Origin of the sequence: Micromonospora rifamycinica (genome assembly GCF_900090265.1) — a bacterium.
Classification (GTDB): Bacteria; Actinomycetota; Actinomycetes; order Mycobacteriales; family Micromonosporaceae; genus Micromonospora; species Micromonospora rifamycinica.
Genome location: NZ_LT607752.1, coordinates 6,884,193 through 6,896,895, shown reverse-complemented (window position 1 = coordinate 6,896,895; position 12,703 = coordinate 6,884,193). Strand labels below are relative to the sequence as shown.

General features: G+C 72.9%; 9 protein-coding genes, 1 tRNA gene and 2 pseudogenes. 1 reads left to right on the top strand and 11 read right to left on the bottom strand.

The window, feature by feature from the left end:
• The first annotated feature begins 3 nt into the window (after window positions 1–3).
• The gene (locus tag GA0070623_RS29280; RefSeq protein ID WP_067304618.1) at window positions 4–1,215 is read left to right on the top strand and encodes a tyrosine-type recombinase/integrase; all 1,212 of its coding nucleotides are present in this window, start codon (window positions 4–6) and stop codon (window positions 1,213–1,215) included.
• Window positions 1,216–1,330: 115 nt separating this feature from the next.
• Here GA0070623_RS29280 and GA0070623_RS29275 read toward each other — a convergent pair.
• From GA0070623_RS29275 to GA0070623_RS29225, 11 genes and pseudogenes are all read right to left on the bottom strand, one after another.
• Window positions 1,331–1,404: transfer RNA gene (locus GA0070623_RS29275), tRNA-Pro, on the bottom strand.
• A 167-nt stretch (window positions 1,405–1,571) separates the two neighbouring features.
• Window positions 1,572–2,969 carry a ribosome biogenesis GTPase Der gene (gene der / locus GA0070623_RS29270; RefSeq protein ID WP_067304620.1) on the bottom strand — a complete coding sequence of 466 codons (1,398 nt, stop codon included), beginning with the start codon at window positions 2,967–2,969 and terminating at the stop codon, window positions 1,572–1,574.
• The gene (cmk, locus tag GA0070623_RS29265; protein WP_067304622.1) at window positions 2,966–3,646 is read right to left on the bottom strand and encodes a (d)CMP kinase; all 681 of its coding nucleotides are present in this window, start codon (window positions 3,644–3,646) and stop codon (window positions 2,966–2,968) included. The genes der and cmk overlap by 4 nt, the downstream gene beginning before the upstream one ends.
• Window positions 3,647–3,838: 192 nt before the next feature.
• Complete coding sequence (locus GA0070623_RS29260) at window positions 3,839–4,609, bottom strand: pseudouridine synthase (RefSeq protein WP_067304624.1); 771 nt, start codon at window positions 4,607–4,609, stop codon at window positions 3,839–3,841.
• A pseudogene (gene scpB, locus GA0070623_RS29255) lies at window positions 4,596–5,530 on the bottom strand (SMC-Scp complex subunit ScpB). Before scpB ends, GA0070623_RS29260 begins: the two are co-directional and overlap by 14 nt.
• A gap of 4 nt (window positions 5,531–5,534) precedes the next feature.
• Complete coding sequence (locus tag GA0070623_RS29250; RefSeq protein WP_067315078.1) at window positions 5,535–6,578, bottom strand: segregation and condensation protein A; 1,044 nt, start codon at window positions 6,576–6,578, stop codon at window positions 5,535–5,537.
• 86 nt (window positions 6,579–6,664) lie between these two features.
• Entirely contained in the window at window positions 6,665–7,588 is a 924-nt protein-coding gene (locus tag GA0070623_RS29245) for a ParA family protein (RefSeq protein ID WP_067315071.1), read from the bottom strand.
• A 171-nt stretch (window positions 7,589–7,759) separates the two neighbouring features.
• Window positions 7,760–8,767 carry a site-specific tyrosine recombinase XerD gene (locus GA0070623_RS29240; RefSeq protein ID WP_067315076.1) on the bottom strand — a complete coding sequence of 336 codons (1,008 nt, stop codon included), beginning with the start codon at window positions 8,765–8,767 and terminating at the stop codon, window positions 7,760–7,762.
• Window positions 8,764–9,879, bottom strand: coding sequence for an alanine dehydrogenase (ald, locus tag GA0070623_RS29235; RefSeq protein ID WP_067315073.1), 1,116 nt, complete (start codon window positions 9,877–9,879; stop codon window positions 8,764–8,766). Before ald ends, GA0070623_RS29240 begins: the two co-directional genes overlap by 4 nt.
• Window positions 9,880–10,239: 360 nt before the next feature.
• Window positions 10,240–10,845 (bottom strand): NUDIX domain-containing protein, encoded by a 606-nt coding sequence (locus GA0070623_RS29230; RefSeq protein WP_067315068.1) that lies wholly within the window; start codon window positions 10,843–10,845, stop codon window positions 10,240–10,242.
• A gap of 131 nt (window positions 10,846–10,976) precedes the next feature.
• A pseudogene (locus GA0070623_RS29225) lies at window positions 10,977–12,668 on the bottom strand (CTP synthase); the annotation flags it as partial.
• Window positions 12,669–12,703 lie beyond the last annotated feature (35 nt).

The following is a 12,703-nucleotide window of genomic DNA, read 5'->3' as shown; positions in this document are numbered from 1 at the left end:
GTCATGGCCCGACCCGAACTTCCCATCGGCACCTGGGGCACCATCCGTACCGAGAAGCTCGCCGCCAACCGGTTCCGCGCACGCGCCCGGTTCCGTGACTACGACGGCAAGACCCGTGACATCGAGGCCACCGACGCCACCCGCGCCGCAGCCGAACGGGCGCTGAAGGTCAAGCTGCGTGACCGCACCACCCCCAACGACGACGAGATCACACGGGAGACCCGCGTCAGCCGCCTGGCCGAAGTGTGGATCGAAGAGATCACCGCCGAGGAACGGATCGCACCTCAGACCATCCACCGATATGAGACCAGCGTGCGTACCGCGATCCTGCCCGCCCTCGGCAACCTCCGCATCCGAGAGGCCAGCGTCGGACGCCTGGACAGGTTCCTCCGCGAGATCGCCAAGGACCGCCCCGCAGCGGCCAAAGGCGTCAAGGTGGTCCTCAGCCAGATGTTCGCGCTGGCCGTCCGCCACGGAGCGATCCCCACCAACCCCGTACGCGACACCGGGCGGCTCCGCAAACCCCGCCGCACCGTCGTCGCCCTCTCCGACGAACACCTCCACGCCGTAAGAACCGCCATCCGCGACTGGCAGCGACCGGTCCCCGGCAAACCCGGACCCCGACACACCGGCGACCTGGCCGACGTCGTCGACCTCATGCTCGCCACCGGCGCTCGCATCGGCGAGATCCTCGCCCTGCGCTGGGAAGACCTCGACCTCGCCACCGAACGCCCCACCCTGACGATCTGCGGCACCCTGGTCTTCGTCACAGGCCAGGGAATCTTCCGACAACCCTGGACCAAGAGCGACGCCGGCCACCGGATGGTCGTCCTGCCCCGATTCGCCATCGGCATGCTCATGGACCGCAAAGTCGACGCCCCCGACAACCCCCACGATGCGATCTTCGCGTCCCGGCGCGGCACCTGGCTCTCCCCCAACAATGTCCGCCGCCAGTGGCGTCAGGCCCGCGCCGACACCGACCTCGACTGGGTCACCCCGCACACCTTCCGCAAGACCGTCGCCACCCTCATCAAGGAAGAGAAGGACACCAAGAGCGCGTCCGCGCAGCTCGGACACTCCAGCGAGGAGGTCACCGACACCTACTACATCGCCAAAGCCGTCCAAGCCCCGGACGTCTCCGACATCCTCGAACGGCTGGGCACCCACCGCCACCGCCGTTCCGTACCACCAAATCCCAACGATGCACATGGATGACAGAACCTGACCGCCGACCCCGGTAAACGGGGGGTTTTCGGGGGGAGGTTCAAATCTTCATAGAAGAAAATCGAAGCCCTGACCAGCGTTCCCGCTGGTCAGGGCTTTTTGTCTGTCGGGACGGCCGGATTCGAACCGACGACCCCTTGACCCCCAGTCAAGTGCGCTACCAAGCTGCGCCACGTCCCGTTGCTCTCCGCGTGGTTTCCCCTGCGGCAGCCGGTACAGCTTAGCGCAGGATCTTCGCGCCGCGCGCACAGGCCCCTGCCGCACCGCGCGACCGCCGCCACCTCGCCTAAAGCATCCTAGGAAAGGGGGGTCGGGGTGGACCCGACCCCCCTTTCGCCGGAGGTTGGTCAGCCGTGCGCCTTGCCTCGGCCGCCGGGGCCGAGCTTCTTGCGGGGGCGTACCGAGATCTCCACCGGGCTGCCCTCGAAGCCGAACTCCTCGCGGAGCTTGCGCTCGACGAAGCGCTGGTAGCCGGCGTCCAGCGGCGCGGTGGTGAAGAGCACGAACCGCGGCGGGGAGACCCCCGCCTGGGTGGCGAAGAGGATCTTCGGAGCCCGGCCGCCACGCACCGGGTGCGGGGTGGCCTGGACCAGGGCGGTGAGCCACTGGTTGAGCTGGGCGGTCGGCACCCGGGTCTCCCAGCTCGCCAACGCCCGTCGCAGCGCAGGGGCGAGCTTGTCGACGGCCCGGCCGGTCTGCGCCGACAGGTTGAGCCGGATCGCCCAGGGGATCCGGCGCAGCTCCCGGTCGATCTCCTTGTCCAGGTAGTACCGACGGTCGGCGTCGACCAGGTCCCACTTGTTGAAGACGATCACCAGTGCCCGGCCGGCCTCGACGACCATGGTCAGGATCCGCTGGTCCTGCTCGCTGATCGGCTCGTGGGAGTCGAGCAGCACCACGGCCACCTCGGCCGCCTCGATGGCGCCGGCGGTCCGCAGGCTGGCGTAGTACTCGGTGCCGCTGGCCTTGCCGACCCGCTTGCGCAGCCCGGCGGTGTCGACCAGTTGCCAGGTCTCGCCGCCGATCTCGACCAGGCTGTCCACCGGGTCCACGGTGGTGCCGGCGACCGCGTCGACGACCGCCCGCTCCTCGCCGGAGAACCGGTTGAGCAGGCTCGACTTGCCGACGTTGGGCCGGCCCACCAGGGCCACCCGGCGCGGGCCGCGCGGCCGGTTCTCGACGATCTTCGGCGCGTCCGGCAGCGCGTCCAGGATCGCGTCGAGCAGTTCGCCGGAGCCCCGGCCGTGCAGCGCGGAGACCGGGTACGGCTCGCCGAGGCCCAGCGACCAGAGCGAGGTCGCCTCCATCTCGATGGCGGTGTTGTCGGTCTTGTTGGCCACCAGGATCACCGGCTTGGCGCTGCGTCGCAGCATCTTCACCGCGGCCTCGTCCACATCGGTCGCGCCGACCATGGCGTCGACCACGAAGATCACCACATCGGCGGTGACCACCGCCGTCTCGGCCTGGGCGGCGATGGCCGCCGCCCGGTCCTTCGCGTCCGGTTCCCAGCCGCCGGTGTCCACCACGGTGAACGTCCGGCCGTTCCACTGCGCGTCGTACGGCACCCGGTCCCGGGTCACCCCGGGGACGTCCTCCACGACCGCCTGCCGGCGGCCGATGATCCGGTTGACCAGCGTCGACTTGCCCACGTTGGGGCGGCCGACCACAGCGACCACGGGCTGCGGCCCGGTCGGCTCCTCGACGGCGGCCTCCGGCTCGCGCAGCTCCACCCATCCGTCGCTCATGCCACGCCCCGCTCGGTGAGCAGCTCACGCAGCCGGGCGACGACCTCGTCGATGCCCAACTCGGTGGTGTCCAGTTCGACGGCGTCGGTGGACTGCCGCAGCGGGTCGACCGTGCGGGTGGAGTCGAGCCGGTCCCGCCGGGCCAGGTCGGCGGCGGTCGCCGCGACGTCGGCGGCGTCCTCGGCGCTACGCCGCCGGGCCCGGGCCGCCTCGGAGGCGGTCAGGTAGACCTTCAGGTCGGCGTCCGGGGCCACCACGGAGCCGATGTCCCGGCCCTCGACGACGATCCGGCCGGCATGGGCGATCATGTCCCGCTGCCGGGCGACGAGCAGCGTGCGTACCGCCGGCACGGCGGCCACCGCGGAGACCGCGCCGGTCACCTCCGGCCCCCGGATGTCCGCATCGACACCCACCCCGTCGACGGTCACGCCGTACCCCCGGGGATCGGTGCCGATGCGCAGCTCGACCTCACCGGCGACCTTGCCCACGGCTGCGGCGTCGGCCAGGTCGACGCCGGAGCGCAGCACCGCCCAGGTGATCGCCCGGTACATCGCGCCGGTGTCCAGGTAGCGGGCACCGAGGTCGACGGCGAGCCGCCGCGAGACGGTGGACTTACCCGAACCGGACGGCCCGTCCACAGCGACCACGCAACGCCCGGCCCGTACGTTTTCCTCCACCGTTGTCCTCCTCAGCCCGTACCTCGCGGGTCGCCGGTTTTCCGGCGCCGTTGAGCGGTAGTCGATCGTCATCCATCATCCCCGCGCCCCGCGGGTCGGCCCCACGCGCCGCCGCCGGGGGCGACGCACGCCACCCGCCGGCCCGTGGGCCGCGTGGAAGCCTACCGGCACACCTACCCGCTGCGACTCCGGTCAGTCACCCACGGCCTTGAACAGGGCGGCGACCTCCGCGTTGGTCAGCCGGCGGATCCGCCCGGTACGCAGGTCACCGAGCTTGATCGGCCCGATCGAGGTACGCACCAGCCGGGTCACCGGGTGCCCGACCTCGGCCAGCAACCGGCGGACGATGTGCTTGCGCCCCTCGTGCAGGCTCAGCTCCACCTGGGCGCTGCGTCCCAGGGTGTCCACCACCCGGAACGCGTCGACCTTCACCGGCCCGTCCTCCAGCTCGACGCCGGCCAGCAGGCGCTTGCCCAGGTTGCGTGGGATCGGCCCGGCCACCTCGGCCAGGTAGGTCTTGAGCACCCGGTACGACGGGTGCATCAGCTTGTGGGTGAGGGTGCCGTCGTTGGTGAGCAGCAGCAGCCCCTCGCTGTCGGCGTCGAGCCGCCCGACGTGGTAGACCCGCTGCTCCACCCGGTTGCCGATGAACTCGGCGAGTTCGTTGCGGCCCATGTCGTCGGCCATCGTGGTGACCACCCCGCGCGGCTTGTTCATCGCCACGTAGACCAGGCGGTTGTCGGCCTGGAGGCGTTCGCCGTCGACGTGGATCACGGCGGTGGCCGGGTCGACCTTGTCCCCGAGCTGGGCGACCCGGCCGTCCACGGTCACCCGACGCCGGAAGATCAGGTCCTCGCAGGCACGCCGGGAGCCGACACCGGCGGCGGCGAGCACCTTCTGGAGGCGTTCGGCGCCCTCGTACACCGGGGCGTCGGACTTGGGGGAACGGTTATCGCGTGGCATCGGCAAGCTCTTCTACGTCGTCGGGGAGGAACGGGGCAAGCGGGGGCAGGTCGGCGACCGAGTCCAGGCCCAGCTTCTCCAGGAACATCGTGGTGGTCCGGTAGAGGAAAGCACCGCTGTCCGGTTCGGCGCCGCACTCCTCGACCAACCCACGCGACACCAGGGTACGGAGCACCCCGTCACAGTTGACACCCCGGATGGCCGAGACCCGGCCCCGGGTCACCGGCTGCTTGTAGGCGATCACCGCGAGCGTCTCCAGGGCGGCCTGGGTCAGCCGGGCCGACTGCCCGTCCAGCACGAACCGCTCCACGTGGGCCGCGTATTCCGGCCGGGTGTAGAGCCGCCAGCCCCCCGCCGCCCGGCGCAGCTCGAAACCGTGCCCGGCGGCGGTGTAGCCGGCGGCGATATCGTCGAGCACCGGCCCGATCCGCTCCGGCCGCTGCTGGAGCACCTGGGCCAGCACCAGCTCGCTGACCGGCTCGTCGACCACCAGCAGGATGGCCTCCAACGCGCCGCGCAGCTCCGCGTCGTCCAGCTCGGGCGCCGGCTCCGGCGCGACCGCCGCCCGCCGCCGCCCCGCCGGCTGCCGCCCCGGTACGCCCGCCGCGCCCCGCTCCCCCGCCGCCGTCCCCGGCGCGCCCCGCTCCCCCGCCGCCGTCCCCGGCGCGCCCCGCTCCCCCGCCGCCGTCGCCGGCGCGCCCCGCTCCCCCGCCGCCGTCGCCGGCGCGCCCCGCTCCCCCGCCGCCGTCGCCGGCGCGCCGGGACCACCCGGCACCGCCTCGGCCGGCGTCCGGCCCGGATCGGCGGATGCCGTCTCGGCGGGTGGGGGGCGGTGTTCTGTCGGGCGGTGGGGCGTTCCCACGGGGGAACCCAGGCGGCGGCCTGGTCGGCCAGCGAGTCCTGGCGCTCCTCGTCGCTCATCACGTCACTCCTGCGTCGATGCGGGCTCGTCCGCCGGTCCGGTGGGCACTCCGGTGGCGGGCACCGGAGCGGTGGGTTCGCCCGGCACGGGGTCGGCCCCGGCGGGCGCGGCACCGGCCGGACGCCCGGGGGCGGGATCCACCGGGGCGGGGTCGACGGGGCTGCCGGCGTACTCGTCGACGTGCAGGTCGGCACCCCCGTCGGCGGGGCCGGTCCAGCGTACGGTCAGCTCCTCCAGGGCCTCCTCCTGGACGAAGGCGACCAGGCCCTCCCGGTACAGCTCCAGCAGGGCCAGGAAGCGGGCCACCACCTCCAGGGTGATCCCGCAGTCGGCGCAGAGCAGCGTGAAGGTGGCGACGCCGGACCGGCGCAGCCGCTCGGCCAGGATCGCCGCGTGCTCCCGGACGCTGACCCGGACCAGGTGCACGTGCGCGATGGAGACCTCCGGCACCGGTTTCGGGGTCATCGCCCGGACCGCCAGCTTGAGCAGCCGCTCAGGGCCGATGCCGAGCACCAGGTCGGGCAGGGCCTCGGCGTACCGGGGCTCCAGGGTGACCGCGCGCGGGTACCGCCGACCGCCGACCGCCTCCAGCTCGGCGATGTGCGCCGCCGCCTCCTTGAACGCCTTGTACTGCAACAGCCGGGCGAAGAGCAGGTCCCGCGCCTCCAGCAGGGCGAGGTCCTCCTCGTCCTCCACCTCGGCCGAGGGCAGCAGCCGGGCGGCCTTCAGGTCCAGCAGGGTGGCGGCGATGAGCAGGAACTCGCTGGTCTCGTCGAGGTCCCACTGGTCGCCCATGGCCCGGATGTAGGCGATGAACTCGTCGGTGACGGTGTGCAGGGCCACCTCGGTGACGTCCAGCTTGTGTTTGCTGATCAGTTGCAGCAGCAGGTCGAACGGGCCGGTGAAGTTCGCCAGCCGGACGGTGAAGCCGGTGCCCTGCCCGGTCGGTGGCACCTCCGCCGCAGCGGTCGCCCCGTCGGCGGCCCCGGTGGCCGGCGCGGACGGCGGCGGCGGGGTCGGCGGCGGGTGCAGCGGTGGCGCGGTCACCGGACGACCGTAGTCCACGCCCAGGCAGCGGAGGTGGTCGCCGTCGGGGGCGGGTCGGGCGTGGCGCGGCGACGGCGCACCCCGGCCTACCGGTCGGCCTGGGCGGCGATCACCTCGCGGGCCAGCTGCCGGTAGTTGCGGGCCCCGGAGGAGGCCGGGTCGAGGGTGGTGATCGGCGCTCCGGCCACCGTGGACTCGGGGAACTTCACCGTCTTGGTGATGACGGTCTGGTAGACCTTGTCGCCGAACGCCTCGACCACGCGCTGGAGCACCTGGCGGCAGTGGGTGGTGCGGCTGTCGTACATGGTGGCGAGGATGCCCTCGAGTTCCAGGTCGAAGTTGAGCCGTTCGCGGACCTTGTCGATGGTGTCCAGCAACAGCGCCACCCCGCGCAGGCTGAAGAACTCGCACTCGAGCGGGATGAGCACCCCGTGGGCCACGGTCAACGCGTTGATCGCCAGCAGGCCCAGCGAGGGCTGGCAGTCGATCAGGATGTAGTCGTACTCCTTGCGCACGTTGCGCAGCACCCGGGCCAGGGCCATCTCCCGGGCGACCTCGTTGACGAGCTGTATCTCGGCGGCGGAGAGGTCGATGTTGGCGGGCAGGATGTGCAGCCCGGCCACGTCCGTCTTGATCAGGACGTCCTCGGCCATCACGTCGTCCTGCATGAGCAGGTTGTAGACCGACAGGTCGAGGTTGTGCGGGTTCACGCCCAGCCCCACCGAGAGCGCGCCCTGCGGGTCGAAGTCGACCAGCAGCACCTTGCGGCCGTACTCGGCCAGGGCGGCACCCAGGTTGATGGTGGTGGTGGTCTTGCCGACGCCACCCTTCTGGTTGGCCATCGCGATGATCCGGGCCGGACCGTGCCGGTCGGTGGGCATCGGCTCGGGGATCGGCTTGCGCATCGTGTAGGCGGCCGGGTCGGCCGGACCCAGGTCGGCGCCGAGCGACGCCTGCTGCTCACGGAGCTCCGACGTCCAGGCGTCGGCACGATCACCGTTGCCAGCCATGTCCTCGTTGCCCCCTCCCGACGACCACCCGGCGTCGGAGCAGTCCGACGTCCTTCGCGGCGCCGCTGCGCACCCCGGTTGTCGCCCAGGAGGTCCGCGCCGATGCCGACTCTACGCCACCGACGACCAGCGCGTTCGGCACCGGTCCGGCGTGTCGGGCGTACCGGCCGGTCAGCGCCCCGGCTGGCGGGTGTCCCGGGCGCGGGGGTGGGTGGTGGCGTACACCTCGCGCAGCCGGTCCACGGTGACCAACGTGTACACCTGGGTGGTGGTGACCGAGGCGTGGCCGAGGAGTTCCTGCACCACCCGCACGTCGGCGCCGCCGTCGAGCAGGTGGGTGGCGTACGAGTGGCGCAGGGTATGCGGGGAGACCGCCTGCGGGCCGTCCACCGGCAGCCCGGCCCGCCGCGCGGCCCGCCGCAGCACGGTCCACGCGCCCTGCCGGGTCAGCGGCCCGCCCCGGGCGTTGACGAAGACCGCCGGCGTGCCCCGGCCGGCGACGACCAGCGCCGGCCGGGCCCGCACCAGGTAGGCCCGCAGCGCCCGCACGGCGTACCCGCCGACCGGCACCAGCCGGGTCCGCCCGCCCTTGCCGCGCAGCAGCGCGGTGCCCTCGTCGACGTCCACGTCGTCCACGGCCGCGCCGACCGCCTCGGAGATCCGCGCGCCGGTGCCGTACAGGAACTCCAGCAGCGCCCGGTCGCGCAGCGTGACGGCCGCCCCGTCGCCGGCGGCGGTGACCGCGCCAGCGGCGTCCAGCAGCCGGACCACGTCGTCGACCGGCAACGCCCGGGGCAACCGGCGAGCGGCGGCGGGCGGGCGGACGTCCCGGCTGGGGTCCGCGCCGGCCAGTCCCTCCCGGACGGCGAACCGGTGCAGCCCGCGCACGGCGGAGGCGGCCCGGGCGGCCGAGGTCACCGCCAGCGGCGGGTGGTCCGCGTCGCCGGCCCGCAGCCGCGCGAGGTGCGCCTCGACCTGCCCGGTCCCGACGGCGGCCAGGTCGGCCACCCCGGCTGCGGCCAGGGTGGCCAGGTAACGCTCCAGGTCCCGGCGGTACGCGGTGAGGGTGTTCGCCGCCAGCCCCCGCTCCACGGTGAGGTGGTCGAGGTAACCGCGCACGGCCCGCCGCAGGGCCGGTGCCGGCTCCCCGGCCCCGTCGGCGCGGCTCTGGTCGGTCAGGCCAGCACCTCGGCCAGCGGAAGGGTCGCCATCCCGTGCGCCTCGGCGACCGGGCCGTAGACCACCCCGCCGTCGTGGGTGTTCAGGCCCAGCGCCAGGGCGGGATCGCGGCGCAGCGCGTCGCGCCAGCCGTGGTCGGCCAGTTCGAGGGCGTACGGCAGGGTGACGTTGGTCAGCGCGTACGTGCTGGTGTGCGGCACCGCGCCGGGCATGTTCGCCACGCAGTAGAAGATCGAGTCGTGCACCTGGTAGGTCGGCTCGGCGTGCGTGGTGGGGCGGGAGTCCTCGAAGCAGCCACCCTGGTCGATGGAGATGTCGACCAGCACGCTGCCCGGCTTCATCCGGGAGACCAGCTCGTTGGAGATCAGCGTGGGGGCCTTCGCCCCCGGGACGAGGACCGCCCCGATGACCAGGTCCGCGTCGAGCACCGCCCGCTCGACCTCGTAGGCGTTGGAGGCGACCGTCTGCAGGTGGCCCCGGTAGATGGCGTCGGCCTGCCGCAGCCGGGCCACGTTCATGTCCAGCAGCAGCACCTCGGCCTGCAGGCCCAGCGCGATGGCGGCGGCGTTCATGCCGGACACGCCCGCGCCGATGACCACGGTCTTCGCCGCGTACACCCCGGAGACGCCGCCCATCAGGATGCCCCGGCCGCCGCCCTGCCGCTGCAGGTGGTACGCGCCGACCTGCGGGGCGAGCCGGCCGGCCACCTCGGACATCGGGGCGAGCAGCGGCAGCGACCGGTCGGGCAGCTCGACGGTCTCGTAGGCGATGCCGGTGACCTTCCGGTCGACCAGCGCGTCGGTGCACTCCTTGGAGGCGGCCAGGTGCAGGTAGGTGAAGAGCACCTGCCCGGCCCGCATCCGGTGGTGCTCCTCGGCGATCGGCTCCTTGACCTTGAGCACCAGCTCGGCGGTGTCCCACACCTCGTCGGCGGTGCCGAGGATGGTGGCCCCGGCGGCGGCGAACTCGTCGTCGGTGAGGCTGGACCCGACCCCGGCGCCCGCCTCGACGAAGACCTGGTGACCGTGGCGGACGAACTCGTTGACGCCCGCCGGCGTGATCGCCACGCGGTACTCGTGGTTCTTGACCTCGCGTGGGATTCCGACCTTCACGATGCAGACACCTTCCTCCGGGGTGTCGCCCCCCGGACTGCGCGGTGCCCGGCCGGCTCCGTTGCCGACGCGGTCCACCGGTTCCGCCGGCGGCAGTCTAGGCGCGTTGCCACCCGTCGGCGGTTGGCACAGTGACAACCGGTGCCCGTTGCGCCTGACGGTGTGTCAGGAGTACCGCCCGGGCCTGCCGTTCGACGTCCCTTCCATGGTCGCACCGGTCGGCCCGGTCCGCCGGTCGGGAAACCCGCCCGGCAGGCCCGTGTCCCCGCCACCGCACAGGGGGTCCGTGCGGGGCTCGGCCGGGAACGCCGGCCGGGGCCGGCGCGGCGGACCGCGACGGCCCCGGCGGGGCGTACCGGATCAGCGGTGCAGCGGGGTGTCGGCCCGGCGCAGCACCGACCAGCCGGCGTCCCGGGCGCGGGCCGCGGCCAGCAGCCCGACCGCGCACGGACCGTTGGTGACCTCCCCGGCCAGCACCATGCCGACCGCCTCGTCCAGGTCGATCCGGACGATCTGCAGGTCGGCCTCCTCGTCGTGCCGCTCGTGCCGCTGCCCGACCGGCACCTCGGCCAACTCCCGGGCGAGGAACACCCGGACCACCTCGTCGGTGAAACCCGGCGAGGTGTGCACGTCGACCAGCAGGTCCCACCGGCCGGCGGTGAGGTCGGCCTCCTCGGCCAGCTCCCGGGCGGCGGCCACCGGCAGGTCCTCGCCCGCGACGTCCATCAGGCCCGCGGGCAGCTCCCACAGGTGCCGCCCCACCGGCTGCCGGTACTGCCGCACCAGCACCACCCGGCCGGCCCCGTCCAGCGCGACCACGGCGACCGCGCCGACGTGCCGCACGTAGTCTCGGGTCGCGGTGCCCCCGCCGGGCATGGTCACCTCGTCGCTGACCACGGTGAAGATCCGGCCGGTGTACCGCTCGGCCCGAGAGCGCAGCTCGTAGCGGTGCTCGACGGCGCTCACGACGCGGACGACGCCTTCGTCGCCGCGCCGTTGCGGGCTGCGGCCTTCGCCGTCGGCGCCTCGTTCTTCGACGGCTCGGCCGGTGAGGTCCCGGCCGGCGTCGTCTCGGCCGGCGTGGTCCCGGGCCTCGGGGTCTCGACCACCGGGTCGAGGTCCACCGGCAGCTGGTCGGCCTGCGAGTACGCCACGACCGCCTTGACGAACCCGGCGAACAGCGGGTGCGGGCGGGTCGGCCGGCTCTTCAGCTCCGGGTGCGCCTGGGTGGCCACGAAGAACGGGTGCAGGCCGCGGTCCAGCTCGACGAACTCGACCAGCCGACCGTCCGGGGAGGTGCCGGAGATGCGCAGGCCCGCCTTGGTCAGCTGGTCCCGGTAGGCGTTGTTCACCTCGTACCGGTGCCGGTGCCGTTCGCTGATCTCGGTGGCGCCGTAGGCCTCGGCCACGATCGATCCCGGGGTCAGCGTCGCCGGGTACGCCCCGAGTCGCATGGTGCCGCCCAGGTCACCCCGGCCGGCGACGATGTCCTCCTGGTCGGCCATGGTGGCGATGACCGGGTGCTTGGCCTCCTCGTCGAATTCGAGGGAGTTCGCCGCGTCCAGGCCGGCCAGGTGGCGGGCCACCTCGATGGTCATGCACTGTAGGCCGAGACAGAGCCCGAGCAGCGGTACGCTGTTCTCCCGGGCGTACCGGGAGGCGCCGATCTTGCCCTCGATGCCGCGTACGCCGAAGCCGCCGGGGATGACGATGCCGTCCACGCCGGACAGGGCCGACGCCGCCCCGGCCGGGGTGACGCAGTCGTCGCTGGGCACCCAGCGCAGCTGCACCCGGGCCCGGTGGCCGAAGCCGGCGGCCCGGATCGCCTCGCTGACCGACAGATAGGCGTCGGGCAGGTCGACGTACTTGCCGACCACCGCCACGGTGACCGTGTGGTGCGGCTGGTGCACCCGGTCCAGCAGGTCGTCCCAGCTGGTCCAGTCGACGTCCCGGAAGGACAGGCCGAGCCGGCGCACCACGTACGCGTCGAGACCCTCGCGGTGCAGCACCTTCGGGATGTCGTAGATGCTCGGGGCGTCCGGGGCGGCGACGACCGCCTCGGAGTCGACGTCGCAGTAGAGGGAGAGCTTCTCCTTCAGCTTCTGCGGGATCTCCCGGTCGCAGCGCAGCACGATGGCGTCCGGCTGGATGCCGATGTTGCGCAGCTGGGCCACCGAGTGCTGGGTCGGCTTGGTCTTCAGCTCCCCGGACGGGGCCAGGTAGGGCACCAGCGAGACGTGCAGGTAGAAGCAGTTGTCCCGGCCGAGGTCGTGCCGGACCTGGCGGATCGCCTCCAGGAACGGCAGCGACTCGATGTCGCCGACGGTGCCGCCGACCTCGGTGATCACCACGTGCGGGATCTGGCCGTCGGCGTCCGGGTCGGCCATGCCGAGGATCCGCGCCTTGATCTCGTTGGTGATGTGCGGGATGACCTGGACGGTGTCGCCCAGGTACTCGCCGCGCCGCTCCTTGGCGATCACGTCGGAGTAGATCTGGCCGGTGGTGACGTTCGCCTTGCCGGACAGGTCGCGGTCGAGGAACCGCTCGTAGTGCCCGACGTCGAGGTCGGTCTCCGCGCCGTCCTCGGTGATGAAGACCTCACCGTGCTGGAACGGGTTCATTGTCCCCGGGTCGACGTTGAGGTAGGGGTCGAGCTTCTGCATCACCACCCGCAGCCCGCGCGCGGTGAGCAGATTGCCGAGGCTGGAGGCGGTGAGGCCCTTGCCGAGCGAGGAGGCGACGCCCCCGGTGACGAAGATGTGCCGGGTCGTCCGTGCTGATGGGGCCAAGGCCTGCTCCCGTGTCGTCCGTAGCGGTCGTGCGA